The organism is Pseudovibrio sp. Ad13 (assembly GCF_001623225.1).
Taxonomy (GTDB): Bacteria; Pseudomonadota; Alphaproteobacteria; order Rhizobiales; family Stappiaceae; genus Pseudovibrio.
This window is the reverse complement of record NZ_LMCC01000013.1, coordinates 289,669-313,037: the sequence shown is the minus strand read 5'-3', so window position 1 is coordinate 313,037 and position 23,369 is coordinate 289,669. Positions and strand designations below refer to the sequence as shown.

18 protein-coding genes are annotated in these 23,369 nt (G+C 52.3%); 13 read left to right on the top strand and 5 right to left on the bottom strand.

Translation table 11 applies throughout. The annotated features are described in order from the left end of the window. The first annotated feature begins 327 nt into the window (after window positions 1-327). The 4 genes from PsAD13_RS15085 to PsAD13_RS15070 all read left to right on the top strand — a co-directional run bounded on the left by PsAD13_RS15085 (window position 328) and on the right by PsAD13_RS15070 (window position 5,590). Complete coding sequence (locus PsAD13_RS15085; protein ID WP_063318674.1) at window positions 328-939, top strand: sugar transferase; 612 nt, start codon at window positions 328-330, stop codon at window positions 937-939. A 243-nt stretch (window positions 940-1,182) separates the two neighbouring features. Next, window positions 1,183-2,433: an outer membrane beta-barrel protein gene (locus PsAD13_RS15080; RefSeq protein WP_063318673.1), complete on the top strand. Its 1,251-nt coding sequence runs from the start codon at window positions 1,183-1,185 to the stop codon at window positions 2,431-2,433. Window positions 2,434-2,438: 5 nt separating this feature from the next. Then, window positions 2,439-4,652 (top strand): polysaccharide biosynthesis tyrosine autokinase, encoded by a 2,214-nt coding sequence (locus PsAD13_RS15075; RefSeq protein ID WP_063318672.1) that lies wholly within the window; start codon window positions 2,439-2,441, stop codon window positions 4,650-4,652. 245 nt (window positions 4,653-4,897) lie between these two features. Then, window positions 4,898-5,590: a hypothetical protein gene (locus PsAD13_RS15070; RefSeq protein WP_208986660.1), complete on the top strand. Its 693-nt coding sequence runs from the start codon at window positions 4,898-4,900 to the stop codon at window positions 5,588-5,590. Between the two features lie 99 nt (window positions 5,591-5,689). On the opposite strand, the gene PsAD13_RS15065 is transcribed toward PsAD13_RS15070, so the two are convergent. Further along, complete coding sequence (locus PsAD13_RS15065) at window positions 5,690-6,967, bottom strand: DsbA family protein (protein ID WP_063318670.1); 1,278 nt, start codon at window positions 6,965-6,967, stop codon at window positions 5,690-5,692. A gap of 222 nt (window positions 6,968-7,189) precedes the next feature. Between PsAD13_RS15065 and PsAD13_RS15060 the strand changes: the two genes are divergently transcribed. The 4 genes from PsAD13_RS15060 to PsAD13_RS15045 all read left to right on the top strand — a co-directional run bounded on the left by PsAD13_RS15060 (window position 7,190) and on the right by PsAD13_RS15045 (window position 11,301). After that, a complete protein-coding gene (locus tag PsAD13_RS15060; RefSeq protein WP_063318669.1) occupies window positions 7,190-8,002 on the top strand; it encodes an IclR family transcriptional regulator in 813 nt (270 codons plus the stop codon). Window positions 8,003-8,024: 22 nt separating this feature from the next. Continuing rightward, entirely contained in the window at window positions 8,025-9,335 is a 1,311-nt protein-coding gene (locus PsAD13_RS15055; RefSeq protein WP_063318668.1) for a selenium-binding protein SBP56-related protein, read from the top strand. 65 nt (window positions 9,336-9,400) lie between these two features. Further along, window positions 9,401-10,111: an SCO family protein gene (locus tag PsAD13_RS15050; protein ID WP_063318667.1), complete on the top strand. Its 711-nt coding sequence runs from the start codon at window positions 9,401-9,403 to the stop codon at window positions 10,109-10,111. Continuing rightward, window positions 10,111-11,301: a cytochrome c peroxidase gene (locus PsAD13_RS15045; protein ID WP_063288589.1), complete on the top strand. Its 1,191-nt coding sequence runs from the start codon at window positions 10,111-10,113 to the stop codon at window positions 11,299-11,301. The genes PsAD13_RS15050 and PsAD13_RS15045 overlap by 1 nt, the downstream gene beginning before the upstream one ends. Window positions 11,302-11,392: 91 nt before the next feature. Here PsAD13_RS15045 and PsAD13_RS15040 read toward each other — a convergent pair whose 3' ends face one another. The 4 genes from PsAD13_RS15040 to PsAD13_RS15025 form a co-directional block, all read right to left on the bottom strand. After that, window positions 11,393-12,508 carry an ABC transporter ATP-binding protein gene (locus PsAD13_RS15040; protein ID WP_063318666.1) on the bottom strand — a complete coding sequence of 372 codons (1,116 nt, stop codon included), beginning with the start codon at window positions 12,506-12,508 and terminating at the stop codon, window positions 11,393-11,395. Window positions 12,509-12,518: 10 nt separating this feature from the next. Further along, the gene (locus PsAD13_RS15035) at window positions 12,519-13,406 is read right to left on the bottom strand and encodes a carbohydrate ABC transporter permease (protein WP_063318665.1); all 888 of its coding nucleotides are present in this window, start codon (window positions 13,404-13,406) and stop codon (window positions 12,519-12,521) included. After that, window positions 13,399-14,310 (bottom strand): sugar ABC transporter permease, encoded by a 912-nt coding sequence (locus tag PsAD13_RS15030; RefSeq protein ID WP_063292227.1) that lies wholly within the window; start codon window positions 14,308-14,310, stop codon window positions 13,399-13,401. Before PsAD13_RS15030 ends, PsAD13_RS15035 begins: the two co-directional genes overlap by 8 nt. 72 nt (window positions 14,311-14,382) lie before the next feature. Further along, on the bottom strand, window positions 14,383-15,630 hold the full coding sequence (locus tag PsAD13_RS15025) for an ABC transporter substrate-binding protein (protein ID WP_063292228.1): 1,248 nt from the start codon (window positions 15,628-15,630) through the stop codon (window positions 14,383-14,385). A 201-nt stretch (window positions 15,631-15,831) separates the two neighbouring features. On the opposite strand from PsAD13_RS15025, the gene PsAD13_RS15020 reads away from it, so the two are divergent. From PsAD13_RS15020 to ptsP, 5 genes are all read left to right on the top strand, one after another. Further along, window positions 15,832-16,551, top strand: a complete 720-nt coding sequence (locus PsAD13_RS15020) for a response regulator (protein WP_057464588.1) — start codon at window positions 15,832-15,834, stop codon at window positions 16,549-16,551. 27 nt (window positions 16,552-16,578) lie between these two features. Further along, window positions 16,579-17,991, top strand: coding sequence for an ATP-binding protein (locus tag PsAD13_RS15015; protein ID WP_063292229.1), 1,413 nt, complete (start codon window positions 16,579-16,581; stop codon window positions 17,989-17,991). A 216-nt stretch (window positions 17,992-18,207) separates the two neighbouring features. Then, window positions 18,208-19,104 carry a sugar kinase gene (locus PsAD13_RS15010; RefSeq protein WP_063318664.1) on the top strand — a complete coding sequence of 299 codons (897 nt, stop codon included), beginning with the start codon at window positions 18,208-18,210 and terminating at the stop codon, window positions 19,102-19,104. Between the two features lies 1 nt (window position 19,105). After that, the gene (locus tag PsAD13_RS15005; RefSeq protein WP_063318663.1) at window positions 19,106-20,146 is read left to right on the top strand and encodes an oxidoreductase; all 1,041 of its coding nucleotides are present in this window, start codon (window positions 19,106-19,108) and stop codon (window positions 20,144-20,146) included. A 579-nt stretch (window positions 20,147-20,725) separates the two neighbouring features. Next, on the top strand, window positions 20,726-23,278 hold the full coding sequence (ptsP, locus tag PsAD13_RS15000) for a phosphoenolpyruvate--protein phosphotransferase (protein ID WP_063318662.1): 2,553 nt from the start codon (window positions 20,726-20,728) through the stop codon (window positions 23,276-23,278). Window positions 23,279-23,369: the final 91 nt, after the last annotated feature.

The following is a 23,369-nucleotide window of genomic DNA, read 5'->3' as shown; positions in this document are numbered from 1 at the left end:
TTTATAAATTAAGTTATGTGACAATCTATATTTATCATATTGACTTTATTACTTGGAATCAAATACCTACCCCAATTGAAATCAGAATAGCATTGGTAAGAATTCTACGAAAACTCTAACTAATGCGATGCGTAGATCTGGTTTTCTGTTGCGTCATTCAGCAGGTGGTTGAGCTTTGCAGGGGATATAGGCAAAGCAAGACTGGTCTGCAGTAACGCAAACAGTTCGTGAGGTAGCTCTTCTGAGGGTGTTGGGGGCTTGCTCAAATTGAGACCATGGCGGGATGAAGTATTTCTTTCCGTGAGCGACAGTAGTTAGAAGTGCACCATGATTAGAATATTCGATGTAGTCTTTAGTTTTGCTATCTTGCTGATTGTATCACCCATCATGATCTTGGTAGCTATCTTGGTACGCACCAGACTGGGCAGCCCAATCATTTTCAAGCAAGATCGTGCCGGACTAAACAGCGAAGTCTTCCAAATTTACAAGTTTCGGAGCATGACCGAGGAACGTGATGCATCTGGCAAACTTCTTCCGGACGATCAGCGACTAACTTTATTCGGTCGTATCTTGCGTGCAACAAGCATTGATGAGCTTCCAGGTTTCCTGAATGTTTTGAAGGGCGAAATGTCTGTTGTTGGGCCTCGTCCTCAACATGCTGGCTTTTTGAAGTACTATTCGAAGCGTCAAATGATGCGTCACTTTGTGAAACCAGGAATTACTGGCTGGGCACAGGTCAACGGACGCAACAGCATCGATTGGGATTCCAGATTCGAGCTGGATGTCTGGTACGTCGAGAACAAGAGTTTTTGGCTCGATATGAAAATCATCTTCATGACCATGATCATCGTTCTGCGTAGAGAAGGCATTAGCGCTGCGGGGCACGCAACCATGCCAGAATTTCAGGGCAGCCAACTTTCAGTGTCGCAGAAGGACTGAACTTTGCGAGTGAAAAGAGTGGGTTAAGTTCCGCTTTTTTCCTCGGTGGTGAGGTCAAAATCGTTCAAGCAACGCCCAGAACATGCAGGCGCACAGTACGTCACTTTCATCTCATTAGACACGACATAAACGCATCGAGCTAGCACGAGCCTCTCTCGTCGGTCTGGGCCCGTCACAGAACAAAAAAATGAGTTCCAATCAAATGTGTAGCGTAAAGATATATCTGCTTTCCTTGGTGCTTACATGAATGGCATGAAGTTCACTTTTGCAGCCTGCATGGCCGTTTCAGCTCTTGATGCTGCGACGGCTTCAGATCTTTCCAGCGCTCTCTTGCAAAACGGGGGCGGATATAGCCTGCGCTCTCACCCAGAATACAATGCTCAAGGTATTCGGCATGCAAACTGGGTTTTCATGCCATCCCTAACCTCCGGGCTCTCTTTCGACAACAATCTTTATAAAACGAGAGATCATCAAGAGAGCAGCATGGTGGGCGTCTTTGCTCCAGCACTTGCGATCAACTCTGACATGTCACGTCACCGCATTCACTTTGGCTTGTCCGGGCAACGTAAGCAGGTATTTTCCAATTCGGATGCCTCCACGTTGTCAGGACGCGCTTCAGCTGGAGCACAGCTTGAAGTCCTTAAAGACTTTGCATTGGACTTCGGCACAAGCATTGAATCCAAACAATATGGGTTGGGTGATGCGGATGGCGCTTCAGACGCAAAACACGGTGTTAGACGTGACGCTTACTCTGCTTCTGCCCGGGTTTCAAAGGTCTTTAATCGCCTGAGGTTCATTGGCGGCGGTTCTGTAAATCATTACAGCTACCATGACGTTGAGGCCAAAGATGGCGGCACCATTGATCAAGACGCACGCGATGGCACACGATATAACCTGCTAGGCAAAATCAATTACGCCTTTTCGCCGGGGTTCAGCGCTTTTGTCAGCGCGGAATTTGATGCGCGCGACTGGAAGGCGTCTGGTGCAGAAAATCGAGACTCAAATGGGTTTGAGTTTCTGACGGGACTGGAGCTGGATAAGCGCGGCAATCTGCACGGCGCTGCTGGTATCGGGTACCTCAGACAGGATTATGACCTGGGCAGCCGCGGAGACATTTCAACCTATTCGTTCAATGTTGATGTTCAATGGATGCCCTCTCCGCTCCTGGTCGTAAACTTCGACGGACGTCAAGCGGTGGAAGAGAGCTCACTTGGCGGATATGTCAGCAAACTCACCTCAACTGCTAAAGTTTCAATGGATTACGAACTCCGACGGAACTTTGTCATATCACCAATTTTCTCTTTCAAACGCGAGGACTTCGCAGGCACCAGCCGCCGCGACGATACACTGCGTGCGAGACTGGAAACAAAACATCTCATCAACCGCAACCTGAAGTTCGGTGCCTACTATGACTTTGAGAGGCTCAAGTCTACTGAAGCTGCAAGCAGCTACAGCCGGCATCTGATAGGGATCAACGCAAGAGTAGAGTATTGAGATCCATGCAAAATTCCCTAGCATCGAATGCCACACCAGAAGACACAATCAATCTTCGACTGGTTTTTCAGTTTTTGCGCAATTACTGGCTGGTGATCCTCAGTGTCACTGGCATTGTCACCATCCTTGGTGTCACTTATTCTATGGTAACTTCGCCTAAATACACAGCAGTTACCTCAGTCTACATTGAAACAAGGGCTGCGAATGTAGTTGACGTTAAAGCAATACTTAGTGGTTTTGGCTCCGACGACAAACTCTTGAAGAGTCAGATCGAAATTTTCAGCTCAAATGCTGTTGCTAAGCGCGTCATCAATGAACATGACTTAGAGAATTCATCAGAGTTTCAACTCACTCCTTCTTATCTATCGGAGGTGTTTGCGAAGATCACCGGTGAACCTCCTGCATCAGCCAGTCTTGAGCAACGAGTTCTCAACGGGCTTAATGTTACGTTGAACCGCAATACCACCGTTGTGGACCTCTCTTATCAAGCAAACTCTCCTGAGATGGCTGCTAACCTAGCAAATGGTTTTGCTGATGCTTATCTAGCAGACCGATTGGCAACCAAATACGATGCCATTCGCGAAGCAAGTGAATGGTTGAGCGTTCGCCTGTCCGAGCTCGGCGTGAAAGTCCGCAGTTCTGAGCAAGCTGTTGAACAATTCAGAAGTGAATTCAACCTGCAGGTTGCGGGTGGTGGGACGATCAATGAGAGACAGATCGCCACATTGAATCAACAACTTGTATTCGCGCAAACAAAAACTGCTGAAGCTCAAGCCCGAGTCGACCAAATTGAGAAGGTCCGTGTCCGAGGTGGCTCTACCTCATCGTTTGCTGATGCTGCACAATCTGCGGTGATTACTCAGTTACGTGCAAAAGCATCTGAAGTAGAACGCAAAGAGGCAGCACTTACTGTAAAATATAGTCATAAGCATCCAGCAGTGGTGAGTGTTCGCTCTCAGTTGATTGATCTGCGTCAGCAAATTGAAAAAGAGTTGCAGCGTATTGTTGACACCGCTCAAAATGAACTAGCAGTTGCAGAACGTCGTGAAACTTCAATCTTTGACAGCCTTGAAAAATTGCGTGATGTAACAAGTACAGAAAATCATGCGCAGGTGTACTTACGTGAGTTGGTTCGAGAAGCAGCTGCAAACAGAACTCTTTATGAATCTTTTCTTGCACGCCTTAAGGAAACTCAAGAGTTTGAGAAGATGGATTCTGTTAGCAGTAGGGTATTGAGCCGCGCAGAAATTCCGAGTCTCGCCAGCTTTCCAAATAAGAGATTGTTTCTCGTTGTCTCTCTAGTTTTGGGTCTGATTATCGGAACTTTGCTTGCACTTATCATCGAGCTTTTCGACAGCACATTAAAAACAAAAGAAGACGTTGAAAGCCGCATCGGCCTCCCGCTCTTTTCGCAAGTGCCACTGATAGACCATTACGCTATTAAGTCGCGTATGACCTCAATCTTTGGCTTCTTAATGGCTAAAAGTCCACGTACTCAACGAAATTATAAAAGCAGCCATGCATTAAATAAAGGAATTTTTAAGTTTGCATCCGCAAACCCACTGAGCCATTACGCGGAATCCATTCGCGAATTGCGATCACGGGTCAAATTCTCGCGTCTAGACAACCCGATCAAGACACTGCTGATTACCTCGGCCATTCCAGGAGAAGGCAAATCCACCATTTCACGCAATCTGGCTCACTACACTGCGAAGGCTGGAGAGCGGGTGCTGTTTATTGATGCCGATATGCGTCGTCAGATCTCGGCAGATGCGCCGGGAGATCCGAAAGAAAAGAGCCTTGCAGATGTCCTTACCGGAAAAGTGACCTTTGCTGAGGCTACCAAACATGAAGAAGGCTCAAACCTTTATTATTTGCCTGCTCCAAGTCACCGAGAACTCTGGGAGACAGCCGAACTGCTCTCTTCCAAAGCAATGAAAACGCTGTTGGACGGAGCGAGTAAGTCTTTTGATCTGGTCATCATCGATAGTCCTCCAACATTACCACTGATTGACAGCCGTGTACTCTCTCATGTTGTCGACGCCACCGTGCTGGTTGCTTCATGGAACCACACGGACGGCGGTTTAGTTGAGCAGGCAAAAGACCTCCTGGATCAAACTCCAGGAAAGACGCTCGGAGTCATTTTGAACAATTTCGATGTGAGCAAAGCCAAACTCAACAAACACCAGGCGTCTTATGGATATGGCTATTATAAGTAATCGATTAGCCAGGATAGCCAAGTAAGTTCCACCCTCCATGGTCTAGCAGGACTGACCATGGAGGGTACTCTCAACTCTCCAGAAACACTGCGATATCGCTTCAAGTCCGCCCATTTTCCTGAGCCACGATTTATCAGTGCGTTATTATGTTATCTCTTGCCACTCTGACCTGCTACGCATTGCATCCCGGTTTATTTGTGATGTAGGAAGCTGAATGCTCGGCTCTTATGATCAGGGGATGCACCTTGTCTGAACAAATCGAAAATGCAGCCAGAAAACTGGCTGATCTCTTTGACACTTCCAGTCCTCTGTTTCCAACGGCCAGTGGGTCACCTAAAGCTTTTGCGAATGGGTTAGAGGATGCGCAAAAACGTATGGGAGAGCGTTATACTGCGCTATGTGAGCTGGCTGCATTGCTGGATCGCGAGACTGAAAAGAGTGAAGTGGCGCAGGGAGCTGCAATTGATCTGTTCCAGTGCTCGGGCTTTTTCTATCTGGCATTGATGCAATACTCTGAAAACCTGCCAAATTCGCTGCTGATGGCGGGCTATGACATTTCGGTTGGCCGCATGCCTCCGGTTGTCTCAAAGGCGCTCAAGCACGTTTCCTTCACGATGAAGAGTGCTATTGCGGAGGACATCACCTTCATGTGCCCTCACCTTTCTAACCTCACCGAGAAGGATGAGTTTGAAGGACGAGCACAAGTGATTTTGGATAAAGTTCTGGCGCAAGCCATTGCCCGCACAGCTCATGCGGTCTCTTCACTGGAAGAAAACGAAAAACTCGACGGTTATGAGATCACTGAGGACGACAATGCCCTGCGTGCGCATTGTCAGACCTGTACCGAGTTGCTTGCAAAACTCGTCAAACATTCTGCTAACCCACGTGAGCATGCAGAACGCGTTAATGCGTTTCAAGCATTCCTTGGTAACGCCTAAACGAGCCTGATTGATCAAGCCATGGGATCCTTCCGTATCCCGTGGCTGCCTTGGCATCTCTACCAGGTTTTGCTTCTCAAATGACACCTGATGAGAACGTCATCTGACAGTTAGAGTGGCATCGCATATGGCGTCTTCGACTGCCCAGAGGCGGTCCTGCCCCCATATACCGGTGGCTCCAACTCGAAAGCTTGGTACGCCCCAAAGCCCGAGTTCTTTAAGTTCCTTGCGGTTTTTCTCTGTTCTTGCACGCCAATCTTCATTGTCGACGTCCAGACGTGCCTGCTGCCAATCCAGACCGGCATCTGCGAGGATGCGTGACAAGCCTTTATCTGTGCTTGCATCAACACCTTTCGCCCATACACCAGTCATAAAGGCGCTGCAAAACTTTCTAAGCCTGCCATTCTTCTCAGCAAACTCGAGCAGTGAATAACCTCGCTCGATTGCTGTTCCCAGTGGGTCGCAAATCCGGCCAAATGGAATGGCATGCAAGCGGGCTTCACGCGCGGCATCGGCCAAAATGTACTTCCGCTTCATAGGCGGTACTGGCAAGCCGCGCATGACCATGGGTAAGACGGGCCGAATGTTCAGCTTTACCCCCTGTCGATCAGCCAGGGCACATGTGCGATCAAATGCCAGATACGAGTACGGACTCCGGAACGAAAGGAAAAAATCGACCTCCATATGTGCTGGCGGTCTATGAGAATGTCGCCTTTGCGCTACAGCTGGCGCCAACTTGAAGGCTGAAGGCCCAAGTCCAAGTTCATGCAGGCGATCCTGGAGATAGTGTAGCCGGTCGATGCCCCAATACCATTCACCGCCATAATAAAAGGTCGCACCAAGATAGTGACCGTACTTTGCCAGGAGCGCATCACCGCAGGTTTTGGCTTGATCAACCTTGTCGCCCTCCACTGAAGATTGGAGTTTTTCTCCAGACCACAATTTAGTGCTTATTTCCAGCAGCTTACTCACGCATGCATCGTTGGCGAGTTCCTCTGCCATTAGCGTTTCAGCTTGACTGATTTGAGCTTCATCTGGGGCTTCAAAAGGCCTGCCTGTCAGGCCGTAATGTTTGGCAAGGAAGGCCGCATCCACTCGAGCATATGCTTCCAACGCTGACCTTTCTGGTACGGCCCAATCAGGCGAGTCGGAGATCAGATGGATCTTCAGGGTGACTGCATAGTGCTGCTGAAAGTCGCCAAGTATTTGAAGTGTTAGGTGAGCGTATGGATCCGCAGCATGATGAAAATAGTGTACTTCATGCGCCTCACCTCGCCGGCTTCGTTGTTTTTCGTAGGAGGCCCGTTTTCGCTGCACTCTGGTTTCACTTGTAATGTATTCTGCAATTCTCGACTTTATTGCTGAGTGAAACGACATAGAGACGGCTCCTCCATCCAAGAGTGAGGGGCAACGTTAACCTGCTATTTCTTTTGCTGCAACGAGGCGTTTGATTGATGTCTGCAAACCTAGCGGACGTTCAATGACGCATATTCGTAATACGTAAGCTACAAAAAGGCGCCTTATCCCTGTCAAATTTCACGGGTTGTCGGATAAACTTTTCTCAGAATACGCTTCAAACGTCCATATTGTGAGAATCTCATGCAGGAACGTTTGATACAGCTACTGGAATCTGTTGCTGGAGCCGCCAAGCCGGTCAGTGCGAACGATCTTGCGCAGATGACCAAACTTCCCAGAGCAACGATCTATCGGAATCTGTCGTCTCTGCTTCACTGCGGCTTTCTGGATGAGGTTGAGGACGGCAAACGGTATGTTCTGGGTATCCGGTTTATCAAAATTGCCCTCACAGGAAAATCAGAGTCACATGTGATCAAAGCTGTCTCTGCTATGATCCACCGGCTGGTGATTGAACTTGGTGAGACGGCTTTTTTGGCACGGTATCGTGGTGGCCGTGTGGACCTTATCCATGTTGAGCCTCCCAATGATCCATCCATATCTTATATTTACCCCGGCCTCGGGACCCGGCCTGTTCATGCTTGCTCCTCCGCCAAAGCCATTGCTGCTTTCATATTGCCCGAACTGCGAGATGAACTGCTGCGAACCGAACGCGTGCAATTTACGCAAGCCACTCTCATTGACAGTTCTGATATCGCTGCTGAGCTGGAGAACGTGCGGCGCGATGGCTTTGCGCTTTGTGATGGCGAGATTGATGACGGTGTCACCAGCATTGCCGTGCCCATTATGGTTGATCGACTTGGAGCACTCTTCAGCATGGGTGTTGTTGGCCCCCAAAACCGCATAAAGCCGCGACTTCACACGCATATTTTACCTGTACTCAAAGAAGAAAACATACGCGCCGCAGCTGCCATTCAGCACTGCTCAATTGTTGATGCCGAGAGGGCAAATTTGGAGGCTCTCTCCGACGAGTTGGAGGCAACTCGAAATACTCAGTAATTAATTTCTATGGGAGGATCTTATGAATAGAAGAGAATTTGGTGCACTGGTTGTTGCTGCTGCAGCGGCTGCCGGACCGTTTAGAGCTTTTGCTGATGAAACCTGTCAGTCACCTTATATGCCCAAGATTACCGGGCAGGAAGAATTCGTTTATGTCTGGACACTCGGCGTTGAGGGAATGGGCGATGAGCAAGATAAGCTTGTTACCATTGATCTACGACCGGATTCGCCCATGCGAGGTCAGGTGATCAACAGTCTTTCTGTCGGCGGACGGAATGAAGCGCATCATGGCGGCTTCTCAGCAGATCGACGCTATTTCTGGACGGGCGGTCTGGATACCAATCGCATCTTCATTTTCGACGTGCACACCGATCCCTCAAAGCCATCTCTGCACAAAACTATTGAGAGTTTCGTCAAGGATTCTGGCGGTGTTGTTGGACCACACACTTTCTTTGCCCTTCCCGGCAGCATGATGATCACCGGGCTTTCCAATGATGACGATCATGGCGGACGCACTGCACTGGTTGAATACAATGACGCCGGCGACTATGTGGCCACATATTGGATGCCAACTGCCGGTGATATGCAGGGTGCCGTCGCTGTGGGAGATGCTGTTGCGGACGGCTACGGTTATGACATTCGCGCGCTCATTCGCAAGAACATCATGTTGACCTCCTCCTTTACGGGCTGGTCAAATTACATGATGGATTTTGGCCAGATGCTGCAAGATACAGATGCGATGAAACGGTTTGGCAACACAATTGTTCAATGGGATCTGCATACTCGTCAGCCGCGCAAGGTCTTCAATGTCCCGGGAGCACCGCTAGAGATCCGCTTCCCGTGGGGGCCAAACGCAAACTATGCCTTGTCTACCACTGCACTTACTTCCAAACTCTGGTTGATTTATGAGGACGACAGCGGAGAATGGCAGGCCAAGGATGTTGCCGATATCGGCAATCCTGCGGACATTCCACTTCCGGTCGACATCTCCATTGCGGCGGATGACCAGACGCTTTGGGTCAACAGCTTCATGGATGGCAAAACACGGCTTTTCAATATTTCTGACCCGCATAACCCCTCTCAAATTTATGAGAAAACCATTGACCGTCAGGTCAACATGGTCAGTCAGAGCTGGGATGGAAAACGGGTCTATTTCAGCTCCTCTTTGCTTGCGAACTGGGACAAGAAGGGTGACGATGATGTGCAATATCTGCGTGCATACACCTGGGATGGGAAAGAGCTGATCGAAGACTTTGATATCGATTTTTACAAGCTCGGCCTTGGCCGTGCGCACATCATGCGTTTTGGCAGTTCTGAGCTGTACACCAGCTAGGTCAAACCCGTTTTGGGGCAGCACGCGTGTTGCCCCATGCCTTTCCAACTCATTAGGTCTGATGCATGCGTGTATTGAAAAAGCTCCTCGTTTTCAGTGGTGTTACCGCAACACTTCCAGCACTCTGGTACACCTTAATGGCCGGGCAAGCTGCTCCCACTCGCCCATTTGCAGATGTCTTTACCCCTCATGAAGAGTTTCAGTTTGATCCTCCCAAGCCGGGTTCTTACACACTGAACAGGTTTAAGACGGCGCCAGATGGACGGGTTCTGGATGTAAATGGACAGACACATTCACTTGCAGCGCTGACCAAAGGCAAGATCAATCTGGTGAGTTTTGTCTATCTGATGTGTGGCGATGAGAATGGATGTCCTATCGCCATGTCGACGCTCTTTGAAATACATGATACCAGCCAAAAGCTCCCTGGATTGAGGGAGGACGTTCAGCTCATAACGATCAGTTTTGATCCTGCCCGCGATACGGTGGAGGCTATCAACTCCTTTGCATACCCCTTGCAAATCGACGCGAATGCCGATCAGAAGCTTAAATGGCACGTCCTTACGAGTTCAGGCCTGACTGATCTGCAGCCAATTCTGGATGGGTTTGGTCAAGTCATTGACCGATCAAACGATCAGGAGGTCATCAATCATCTTTTACGGATGTATCTGGTTGATCGCGAAGGCATTGTACGCAACGTCTATGGGCTTGGAACCATAGACCCGAGACTCCTAATCACTGATGTGGAGACACTTCTACTGGAAGAAAGCAGGCCATAATGCGCCAGTGGTTTCTTACATGCCTGATTGGCAGTCTCATGTGTTGGGCAGATGACGCACAAGCACAATCACATTGCATAACAGACCCGGAAAACTGGTCTGCAGTGGCTTTGAAGCGGAGCCTTTCTACCCCGCTTGGACTTCCGCCCGTCCCCCATCCACATGACAACCCGCCGAGTGTCGCGAAGATTGAGTTGGGCCGGAAGTTGTTTTTCGATCGGCGTTTGTCGATCAATCGCACAATGTCTTGCGCCATGTGCCACGTTCCAGAACAAGGGTTCACCAACTGGGAACTGAGCACAGCCATTGGAGTTGAAGGGCGCAGTCTTAAGCGAAACTCACCAAGCATTTTGAATGTTGGCCACCTGAATGTCCTGTTCCACGATGGCCGGGATCATGCATTGGAGACACAGTTTATCGGTCCGTTAACTGCACTAAATGAAATGGCAAATCCGTCTGCAGGGCATGTTGTTGCTCTTTTGAGGGAGCTTGCGGACTATGCGCAGATGTTCGAGGATGCCTTCGAGGCTCAGGCGTCTCTCGACAGGATTGGGATGGCCCTTGGCGCGTATCAGAGGTCAGTCCTTGCGGGGAACAGTCCATTTGATCAATGGTACTTTGGTGGTGATGATACTGCTGTTAGTGCCGATGTTAAGCGTGGTTTTCAGGTTTTCACCGGCAAAGCAGGTTGCAGTGCTTGCCATCTGATCAAAGATGACTACGCCCTCTTTACGGATGAGCTTTTCCATGACACCGGATATGGTCAGATGCTTGAAGAGAAGCGCCAAAATCCCCCGACAAACATTCCTGTGCAAGTTGCCCCCGGAGTGGTGCATCAGATGGAGTTTTCAAAAATCCGATCTGTCAGCGCTGAACGCGAAGCCGATCTAGGACGCTATGAGGTAACAGAGGACCCAGTTGACAGATGGAGATTTCGCACGCCTTCACTGCGCAACCTCACAGTAACGCCGCCTTATATGCACGACGGCCATCTCAGTACGATTTCGCAGGTTATTGAGTTCTACGACCAAGGCGGATCACAACTGAGTGGTCAAGACCCACGCATCCGCCCGCTTGGTCTCACAGGAGTTGAAAAACAAGACCTCGAAGCCTTTCTGCAAAGCCTGACCTCTCCTGATCTCGACTGCCTGATAAGCGAAGCAAGAGTATTGCCACCTGATAATCACTAAGGCAGTAACCTAGGTCGATCCACTCAGACTTGCAGTGCGTGTTGCTGAAGAAGCAGTATCAAGAGGTTAAAAAACTCGTCTATTCAAAAACTCACAAGTGAATCAACTCCTCACTCTCCCCGTCAAATAAACACACCCTTCCCATGTCTACAGAGAAGGTCATGCTCTCTCCCGGGTCACACGCAAATAAGGGGGAGACCCGGGCTTTGGCGGGGTGGTTGGCTAGGCGGATGAGGCAGAGAGTGTCGGCGCCAGTGGGTTCCAGGAGGTCGACGTCGCATTCGATTTCCGGGTTTGTGGAGCCTACGAAAGCGTTGTGGGTGATCATTTCGGGGCGCAGGCCGAGGATGATTTTTGTGTTCTCGCGTATTTCGAGTTGTTTTGAGTTTGGCAGCGGGAGGAAGTAGTTTTTTGGCTCGCCCTTCAGAACGGCTGGCAGGATGACGCCGAACTGGTCTTCTTGCTTCACCAGATCCACTTCCACAAAGTTCATTGGTGGTGCGCCGACGAAGCCGGCGACGTACATGTTTGCCGGTTTGCTGTAGATCTCTTGCGGGGTGCCGATTTGCTGGATCACGCCGTCTTTCATGATGGCGATGCGGTCTGCCAGCGTCATGGCCTCGATCTGGTCATGGGTCACATAAACCATGGTGGCCTTGAGAGACTGGTGGAGCTTCTTGATCTCTGTGCGCATTTCGCCGCGCAGTTTGGCGTCCAGATTGGAGAGCGGCTCGTCGAACAGAAAGATCTTGGGGCGACGCACGAGGGCACGACCCATGGCAACGCGCTGGCGCTGTCCGCCGGAGAGTTGCGCTGGTTTGCGGGCAAGCAGGTGCTCAATTTGCAGCATGCTGGCGACTTCGCGGACGGTGGCTTTGCGCTCTGCCTTGCTGATCCTGCGCATTTCCAGTCCGAACGCGATGTTGCGCTCCACCGTCATGTTTGGGTAGAGCGCGTAGCTTTGGAACACCATGGCGATGTCTCGATTTTTGGGGTGGACGTCGTTGACCACCTCGCCATCCAGCCGGATGGTGCCATCTGCGATGGGTTCCAGTCCGGCGATGATGTTGAGCAGCGTTGATTTTCCGCAGCCGGACGCGCCGAGCAAAACAAGGAATTCGCCATCTTTTACATCAAGCGAAATGTCCTTCAAAACTTCAGTTGAGCCAAAGGATTTTGACGCATGTTCGATGGATATGGTCGCCATAAATGAGCCTTTAGCCTTTGACTGCGCCAGCGGTGAGCCCGCGTACGAAGAACCTGCCTGCGATGATGTAGACAACGAGGGTTGGCGCGGCGGCTATGAGCGCGGCTGCCATGTCCACATTGTACTGTTTTACGCTGGTGGTGGAGTTGATGAGATTGTTGAGCGCCACTGTCACGGGCTGAGACCCGCCTGAGGTGAAGCTGGCACCAAAGAGGAACTCGTTCCACACCTGCGTGAATTGCCAGATGACCGAGACAACGATGATGGGAACCGAGAGCGGTAGCATGATGTGCCAGAAGATGCGGAAGAACCCTGCCCCGTCCATGGTGGCGGCCCGCACCAGCTCTTGCGGAACCGAGACGTAGTAGTTGCGGAAAAACAGCGTGGTGAAGCTGATGCCGTAGATGGTGTGCACCACGATCAAGCCAGTGATGGAGTTGGCGATGCCCAGATAGCCGAGCGTTTGAGCCATAGGCAGGATGACGATCTGGAACGGGATGAAACAGCCGAACAGCATCAGGGCGAAGATGATGTTGGCGCCGCGGAAGCGGAAGAGCGACAGGGCATAGCCACTTAAGGCGCCGATCAGGGTGGAGATCGCAACCGACGGCACGGACATGATCACCGAGTTGAGGAAGTACGGGCGCAGGCCCTCGCAGCGTACGCCGATGCAGGCGCTGGACCATGCCTCGCGCCAGGCGGTGAAGTTGAGCTCGTGTGGCAAATCCAGCAGGGCTCCGGCGCGGATCTCGGCTAGATCCTTCAGCGATGTAGAGAGCACCACGTAGATTGGGCCCAGATAGAGCACGGCGGCGGAGAGCAGCAAGGTCCAGATGAAGATGCGGCCAAGCAGGTGGCGTTTGCCGTTGGCTCCGGGGAGTGTTTTGGGCTCAGCCATGTCGCTTTGCCCTTAACTCTGAATAAAGATAGGGCACGATGATTGCGGCAACGGTGGCCAGCATCATCATGGCGGAGGCGGCACCAAGGCCGATCTGGTTACGGCGGAAGGCCATCTCATACATGAAATTGGCAGGCAAAGTGGAAGAATAGCCCGGGCCGCCGTTTGTCAGCGCCACCACAAGGTCGAAGCTCTTGATGGATAGGTGCGCGAGAATGACGAAGGCGGAGAGGAACACAGGTCTCAGCGAGGGCAGGATGATGCCGAAGTAGATGCGTGTGGTGCTGGCCCCGTCCAGATGTGCGGCGCGGATGATATCCTCATCGACAGTGCGTAGGGCGGAGAGGAACAGGGCCATCACAAAGCCTGATGCCTGCCAGACCGCGGCGAGGACCACTACATAAATTGCCATGTCGCGGTTGACGATCCAGTCGAACTGGAAACTCTCCCACCCCAGTTTTTGCATGTAGCTTTCAATGCCGAGGGACGGGTTCAGGATCCATTTCCACGCTGTGCCCGTCACGATGAAGCTGATCGCCATGGGGTACAGATAGATCGTGCGCAGCGCCCCTTCTGCGCGGATACGCTGGTCCAGCAGAACGGCCAGCACGCAGCCAATGGTGATTGAGAACAGGATGTAAAGACTGCCGAAAATCAGCAGGTTATCGAAAGCCACATTCCAGCGATCCATAGCCAGCAAGCGCACATATTGCTGGATGCCCTGAACATCAAAAGTGGGCAGCATGCGAGAGTTGGTGAGCGAGATGATGCCCGTCCACGCGATGAAGCCGTACACAAAAAACACGAGGAGGAGGAACGGCGGAGCGACCACCAGTTGCGGCAAATATCGCTGCAATCTGTCTAAAACAGACATCTGCTGCTTGCGCTGCTGGGGGTTGGACATAAGGTTCTCTTTGCTCACTGGGTGCTGCGGTCTTATCAGGATCTACGCTTTACTCTGACTGCCCTAGGGAAATCAATCTGCTAGGATTACGGTCTCGGCAAGTTGATTGACAGCCTCTTGCGAAGACATATCCGTATTGAAATGCTCTGTGACCACATCCAGAAAAGCCCCACGCACGGCGCCGGACTGTACAAGCTCGTGAGCGATGGAGCCAACCACGGTGCCCCGGGCCTCATTGAGAAGAAGGTCTTCGCTGGATTTCATGGCGCATTCATCAAACCCATCAAGGCTCACGCCTAGTCGGGCGGGAATGGAGCCTTTCAGCAGGTTGAAGTCCTTCTGTACCTGCTCATCCAGCAGCGTAGAGGCCATCAGCTGCTGTCCGGCTTTCTGATCTGGGTGGGAGACTTTGAACATAGCGAAGCTGTCGGAGTTGATGATATAACCACCCTTGGAGGGGGACGAGACGCAGATGAAGTCTTCACCGTACTTAAGACCTGCCGTCAGAAATTCGGCCTTGGCCCAATCGCCCATAATCTGCATGGCCGCCTCACCGCGCATCACCATGGCGGTGGCAAGGTTCCATTCGCGGCCCGGAGCGCCGGGGTCCACATAGGTGCTGAGCTTGCGCATCTGGTCGAACACCTTGATCATGGTGTCGGAGTGCAAGGCCTCCTGATCCAGATCCAGATAGACCTTCTTGTAAAAATCCGCGCCGCCGATCCCCAGCAACACCACTTCAAACAGGGTAACGTCCTGCCAGGGCTGTCCACCATGGGCGAGCGGGATAATGCCAGCGGCCTTGATCTTATCCGCCACCTCGTTGAACTCTTCCCATGTTTGCGGAGGTGTGACGCCGACCTGATCCAGCACTTTCGGGTTGGCCCAGATCCAATCCACGCGGTGGATGTTCAAAGGCACGGCAACATATTTACCCTGATATTGAACGGTTTCTTTCAAAAGGTCTGGCAGCAGCTCATCCCAGTTCTGCTGCTGTGCAATAGCATCGAGCCCTTCAAGCGCGCCCACTTCGGCCCATTCCTGAATGTTCTGACCTTTGATCTGAGCAACAGATGGCGGCACTCTGGCCAGCGCACGGGCACGCAAGACGGCTGCCATGGCGTCTCCGCCTCCACCAGCAACAGGTGCGTCATCCCACACACCGCCACGGGCCTCAAACGCCTGTTTGAGCGAAAGGGCTGCGCGTGCTTCTCCGCCTGATGTCCAGAAATGCAGAACTTCAGCGGTTGGTGCGGCTTGCGCCGTTATGCTACCGAATAAAACAGCAAGTGCGACCAAGCTGAGACGCGGGCTGCCCATTACATTCTCCCGATGGGTATTCTCAAGGACGCTTCTAGCAAACTCTTTCTTCAATTTATCGCGTATAAACACACAATCCAATGAACTTGCACGTGCAAGACAACCTGACGCATACACATTCCTCTCGCAGCGGCCAAATGTTTTGTTATACAGCACTGGGCCAGAGTGAGCTGGTTGGGACTGAAATGGGTACACCGAGGTATGATGCTCTCGAACAAAACACTGCTGATTGTTGACGATGATGAGGAAATCGCCAGCCTGACGGCAGACTTCCTGAAAGATCGTGGGTACACCGTGTTCACTGCAAACTCTGCAGAGGAAGCCATTGAGCTTCTGGACACCAACCACATTGATCTGATGGTTCTGGACATCATGTTGCCGGGAGAAAACGGGCTGACCCTGTGCCAGCGCGTGCGCCAGACCTCCAGGATGCCAATCATCATCATCTCCGCGATTACAGGTGATACGGAGCGTATTGTCGGGCTGGAGCTTGGCGCTGATGATTATCTGGAAAAGCCGTTCAATCCTCGTGAGTTACAAGCTCGTATCTTCGCTATTTTCCGCCGTACAGAAGACGTTGAAACAGCGGCAGCGCCCAAAGCACAGCGCTTTGAGTTCGCCGGTTGGAAGCTGGATGAGGCAACCCGCCACCTGACCGCACCAGATGGTGTGCTGGTGCATTTGAGCTCTTCCGAGTTCGACGCTTTACTGACCTTTGTGAAGGCACCGCAAAAGCCGATCTCTCGCGATACACTGGGCCGCGTGCTGCGCGGTGCCAAGGTGGATTCCCACGATCGCAGCATTGATATTCTGATCAGCCGCCTGCGCAAGAAGCTGGCACAGACGGACCCGAGTACGGATTTCATCACCACTGTGCGCCATCAGGGCTATCTGTTTTCTCAAAGCGTAACGCGGGTGTAGGTCCATGGCACTGAAAAGAGCGTGGCCATGTCAGGATTGATCCTGAGCCTTCTGCCCAGATCCCTTGAACGCCGTATGGTTGTGGTTCTCATCACCGCCGTGCTCTCGGTTTTCGTGGTTTTGGGGCTCACGCTCAACGCCTACAACACGCGCGAGTTAGCACTGGCGAACTCCTTTGAAGCCGGTGCAGAACTGAGCCAATACATGCGCGGCACTGCACCCGCTCCTTTTGCGGGCAAATATCTGCAGGTTGTTGAAGCTGGCAAACCAGTGCTTTCAGGTGATGTCTCCTCTCTTCCTTTGACCTTCAATAACGATGGTCTCAAGCTCGCAGCCAAACTGGTGTTTACCGGTGCTTTGCCTCGAGCAGATTTGATCTCGGACGACCAACCCAATCCAGCCTATCAACTTGATAAGATGGGCGCCTTTGCTCAGGCAGTCACACGGCAGGACAAGGCTGTTCAGCTCTATCTGACGCTTCCAAACCAGCAAGGCAACCGCCTGATCACGTTCCCGAAGCTCTGGCAGGACCGGATGACGGAGCCGGTGCTCTTCATCATCGCCGCGCTTTGCATCACACTGGTGTTTGTGCTGGCCCGCAGCCTCATTCACTACACCGCCGCTCCGTTCCGGTCCCTGGCAAAGTATGAGCGGGCCGAGCTGAAACCGTGGGACACCGAGGAAGCCGTTGCCCTTCAGGATACGCTGGTGCGAGAACAGGAAGCCCGAGCGCAATTGCTGGAAGAGCAAAAGCGCATGCTGGCCTCCATCAGTCATGATTTGCGCACCCCTGCCACTCGTTTGCGGCTCAGATTGGAGCAGATCGAGTCCACATCTCTGCGCAATCGCATGCTGCATGATGTGGAGGAAATGACCCGTCTCATCGCGGCCTCGCTTGATTTTCTAAGGTTCAACGCCTTGCTGGAAGAGCCTCAGCACCTCTCCCTCGCCGCGCTGCTGCAATCGCTTTGTGATGACTATATGGACACGGGCAATGATGTTGTCTTCGTCCCCCAGCGCCATAAGCTGACGGACCAAAGCCGCAATATTTTTGGTGGCGGCGGCGAAGTTGAGTTGGAGGTTGAGGGCCGCGCAGTCATGAACGGCCAACCCACTGCTTTGCGCCGTGCCTTCAGCAATCTCATTGATAATGCGCTCAAATATGGTGGTGCTGCCATTGTTGAGATGCAAAATCTTGAGAATGATCAGCTGCTTGTTTCCATCAGCGATCCCGGTCCCGGCATTCCGGACCATCTGCACGAGAAGGTGTTTGAGCCCTTCTTCCGCAATGACAGTGTGGAGCGCACCCGCTCTTCCAGTGTTGGCCTCGGCCTTTCCATCGTCAAACAGATCATCAACGCCCATGGCGGCGAAATCAGCCTTGGCGAAACACCGGAAGGCAAGTTCTGTATCTTCGTGAAATTGCCGCGCGAGTTGTAGGTGCACTCGCCTTCTGCGTAGTTTCCCTCATAGAACCCGCCATTTTGGGGAAAGACCCGCAAAAACAACCTGTAATGTAACAAGTTGATACATCAGGTTTGCGAGCAAGGCACTTTCATGATTTCCCTAGGACATCATTTAGAAATCCGTCGTTAAAAGCGGAAGGTACCATCGCTGCATTTGCGCAGTGTGACCCGGACTTTAATGGAGTACAGGATGAAAGCGCTATTTATTGGCCAGTCCTACATCGACGTGACCTTTTTGTCAGAGACCATGCCGGAAGGTGACGAGAAGGCAATTGCGCAGGATTACGCTGTCAGCTTTGGCGGCAACGTCGTCACCGCGGCTTTCGTCTGCGCAAAGCTGGGCGTCTCACCTGACCTGCTGTGCTCCATGGCAGATGACTGGCTGTCTCGCATGTTCCGCGATATGGCCGCGAAATACTCCATTCCGATCCACAGCTGCAAAGTGAAGGAAAGTTCTCTCTCCTTCATCATGCCAAAAGACGGCAAACGCGCCATCGTGCGTTGTCGCGACAATGACTTCCTGCATCCGGTTCCTGAACTCAACCTGGCTGGCTGTCAAGCGCTACACGTCGACGGTCACATCCCTCATGCTGCTTTGCACTACGCCAAACTTTGCCGCAAACACGGCATCCTGACGTCTCTGGATGGTGGTGCTGTTCGCGAGAACACCGAGGAACTGCTCGACTACATTGATGTGGCGATCGTTTCTGAGTTGTTTTGTGAGCAGCTTGGCAAATCACCGGAAGACACACTGGAATATTTGCGTGCTAAAGGCGTGAAGGTCGGCGGCGTTACTCAGGGTGAAAAAGGCCTGCTGTGGTACGAAGACAAGTGCCCGATCAAGCGCCAAGCAGCTTTGAAGGTGCCAAAAGAACGGGTCATCGACACCAACGGTGCGGGTGATACTTTCCACGGTGCCTATGTCTATGCATATCTGGCAGACCCAAAAGGCTCTTGGGAAGATCACTTCAAAACAGCGCGCGCAGCTTCTGCCCACGCCATTCAGTTCCTCGGCAACGAGGCCTCCCTGCCAACCGTTCTTGACCTCGACAACGTGCAGAAGAATTTTCCAGCGAGTGATGCATAATATGAGTTCTGTTCAGCCTGTTAAAACGGCTCTCGTGGGCTTTGGTGTTTCCGGCCAAAGCTTCCACGCACCCCTGCTGACCTTTGTTGAAGGCATCGACCTTGCCGCGGTGGTTTCCAGCAAGCCGGACCTTGTCAAAAGCAAGTTGCCCGACTGCACGCCATACACTTCCTTCGATGAGCTGTTGGCACAGCCGGACATCGAGCTGGTCGTTCTCAGCCTGCCCAACACGCTGCATTACGATCACGCTAAAAAGGCGCTGCTGGCTGGTAAGCATGTGGTGGTTGAAAAGCCGTTCACCATCACCAGTGCGGAAGCGGAAGAGCTGATCGACATTGCAGAGCAGAAAGACCTGAAGCTCTCCGTCTATCACAACCGACGCTTCGACTGTGATTTCCTGACGGTTCAGGACCTGCTGGAAACAGGTCGCCTTGGTAAAGTGCACTCGTACCTGTGCAACTACAATCGCTATCGCCCGGACATCAAAGGCCGCTGGCGCGAACAAGATATCCCCGGTGCTGGCATCCTGTATGATCTGGGTGCCCATGGCATCGATCAGGCGCTGAGTTTGTTTGGCACGCCAAAATCAGTTCAGGCAAAACTTCGCGTTCAGCGCAAAGACGCGGCAGCGGTGGATCACTTCCATCTTGTGCTCGGCTATGACGACTGCGACGTGATCCTGCACGGCAACTGTCTCAGCACTGAGCAAGGTCCGCGCTTTCAGGTGAGCGGGGATAAAGCCACCTACATCACCTATGGCATGGACCCGCAAGAGGACATGCTGAAGGCTGGCGGCGGACCTGCGAGCCCGACCTGGGGCGTTGAAGCAGAAGACGACTGGGGCACGCTTTATGACGAGACGGGTGAAGGTACGCCGGTACCAAGCCAGAAAGGTGGATACGAACGGTTCTACGCAGGTATGCGGGACGCCATTCGCAACGACACTGAGGTACCAGTCTCCCCTCGTGATGCGATGCAGACCATCCGCATCATCGAAGCGGCTTATCTGAGCGAAAAAGAAGCCAGAACTGTCTTGCTCTAAAGATCAAATTTTGACCTGCGGTGGCTCCTCGCTGGCGCAGGTTCCTCTCCCCGCAGTTCAGCACATAAGCGCGCACCAAAACACGCTTTGAACGCAAAATTCACAAAACAACGCAAATAAAAACGCAAGGCTGAATCCGGTTCTGCAGCCCCTTCAGGTATGGGCGTTTTTGAGATTTCGGGAAGCTGGAGCGTGTGCAGATCGTCATTACAGGTGAAACAGCCCGGATTGGCGGTTCTGTAATGTATCAAGCTGTTGTTACAGCATTGTTGCAAATGTATGGGAGGGTGCTGCCGACTGCATGTAATTGCATGATGTATATTAGTATATAATTCGAGTTAATCTTATCTATACATAAAGTCGACTAGCACTGATATCCATCAGTAAGTCGTTCTCTATGTAATGAGAAATATTTCCCTTTGTAACAATTCGTAACACCCCGTAACACTAGTCTTTTTACGTATTGTTGTGCGGCCTTACGCAAATGATCCTCGCGTAAAAATCGCCTCTTGTCTCTTCAAGACTTAGTGGAAGCTTAAGAAGGCGCGCATTCACCTAATATAATCGGGAGATAAAACGGTGAAGGATCCAAAAAATAAATTTTCCATCAATTTGCCTTTGAAGGGCATAGTTCAGGCTGTCACCGACCTGCCCGATCCGGTGTTTGCTGAAAAGATGATGGGTGATGGCGTTTCCATCGACCCGACAGACAATGTTCTTTACGCCCCATTCGCTGGCAAGATAACTCAAATTCATAATTCACATCATGCAGTTACGCTGCAGCAAGGTGATGTTGAACTGCTGATGCATATCGGCCTCGACACCGTTGCCCTGAAAGGCCGCGGCTTCGAATTGCACGTCGCTGAGGGAGGTCAGGTCGAGCAAGGTCAACCCCTTATCACCTTCGATGCAGACCTCATCGCCCGCGAATGTGTTTCCGTTCAATCCGCAATCGTCATCACCAGCGGTCAGGAAATCACGACCCTCGCTCCTCTCGGCACCGTTCAGACAGACCTCAATCAGGTCGTCTTCACTGTTCCAAGCAGCAACGATCCTCAAGGCACCACCGCTCCAGCGCAGGAAACTGCCACTGAGCCAACCGGCCCTGCCATCATCGGCTCCATCAAGATCCCCAACGCCACCGGCCTCCACGCCCGTCCAGCCGCCCGTTTGGCTGTTGAAGTGCGCAAAGCAGATGCGAAAGTTACCTTTACCGTCAACGGCAAAACCTGCAGTGGCTCTTCTGTCACCGGCATTATGTCATTGAAAACAAAGCTGGGTGACGAGCTTGAGATTGAAGCTGTTGGTCCGGATGCGCAGCAAGTGGTGGCAGATGTTATCGCTGCTGTGAAAGCTGGTCTTGGCGAAGAAATCACCAGCTTCTCCGAGGCTCCGCAGGAAGACGTGATCGAGGAAGCGCCTCTTCTTCAGGTCAAATCCGGCGAAGATGGCGTTCTCATCGGCTTCACCGCCTCTCCGGGCCGCGCTATCGGTAAATTGGTCAAGCACAACAAGGCTCTACCGGAAGTCACTCGCGAAAGCATCGGCCCAGCTGAAGAGCGTGCCGCGTTCAAAGCCTCCGTCAAATCTTCCATCGCAGACCTGCAAAGCATCATCGACCGCCTGAACAAGAACGATCAGCAAGACCTGGCAGAGGTCTTCAACGCCCATATTGAGTTGCTCTCCGACCCAGAACTCTCCGAAAAACCACTGGCAGACATCGCCAAGGGCCAAGGCGCAGCCTGGAGCTGGAAGCTGGCTTACGAAGCACAGGCTGAAACCCTCGCCAAAATGGACGACCCGCTGCTCGCTGGCCGCGCCGTTGACGTCCGCGACATCGGCCTGCGCGTACTGAAAAAGCTGCTTGGCGTTGATGATGGCGGTGAGATTTTAGAGGAAGGCACCGTCCTTCTTCAGGAAGACGTCACACCTTCCGAGATCGTTGCTCTGGACCTCACCAGGATCGTTGGTCTGTGTACCACCCATGGTGGGTCTTCTTCTCACGCGGCCATCATCGCCCGCTCTAACGACTTGCCTTACCTCGTCAATGTCGAAGACGCCATGAAGGATCTGGAAGACGGCACTGTCCTTCTTCTGGATGCAAAGCGCGGTAAAATCAAAGTTTCTCCGACTGACGCCGAGCAAGCTGCCTTCACCAAGAAGATCGAAAACGCAGCCAAACAAGCCGAAGAATACCAGCGCGATGCGCATAAACCAGCCATCACCAAAGACGGTTTTCGGGTGGAAATTGCAGCCAACATCGGCAGCGTAGAAGATGCTGAAAAGGCCGTTGCAGCTGGTGCTGAAGCTGTTGGTCTGCTGCGATCCGAGTTCCTCTACATGGAGCGTCTCAACGAACCAACCGAAGAAGAGCAGGCCGAAAAAGTTGGCGCAATTCTTGAGGTTATGGGCAAGGAACGTCCTGTCATCATCCGTACGCTGGATGTCGGCGGCGACAAGCCTTTGCCTTACATGCCTATGCCGCATGAAGAGAACCCATTCCTCGGCGTTCGCGGTGTGCGTATCGGTATTGAGCGCCCAAGCATCTTGCGTCGTCAGGTTCGCGCGATCCTCTCTCAGGCACACAAGGGTCATGCACGCATCATGTACCCGATGATCAGTGCGCTGGACGAGCTGCGTGCCGTCAACGCGCTGGTGCGTGAAGAGCAGAAGAACCTTGGTGTTGAGCATGTTGAAGTCGGCATCATGATTGAAGTGCCGTCTGCCGCCCTCATGGCCGACAAGCTGGCACAGGAAGTGGACTTCTTCTCCATCGGCACCAACGACCTCACCCAGTACGTCATGGCCATCGACCGCGGCCACCCGGGCCTCGCATCCCGCGCAGATGCCCTGCATCCTGCCGTTCTGCGCATGATCGAACTCACCGTTCGCGCTGCAGAAGATGCAGGCAAATGGGTTGGCGTTTGCGGTGGTCTTGCCAGTCAGATTGAAGCCGTGCCGATCCTTATTGGCCTCGGCATCAAAGAACTTTCCGTCAGCGTACCTGCTTTGCCGGAAGTGAAACACACAGTTCGCACTGTATCCATGGAGGAGTCCCGCAAGCTCGCGCAAGCAGCTTTGGACTGCGCGGATACCAGTGACGTGAAAGATCTCCTCAAATCACAGCAGTGATGCAGGAGTAAATGTGGGAGTTGGTGTTCCAGTCGGGAATACCTAACAAAATCAGGGGGCATGGCGTGCTCGCACACCATGCAACTCTGGG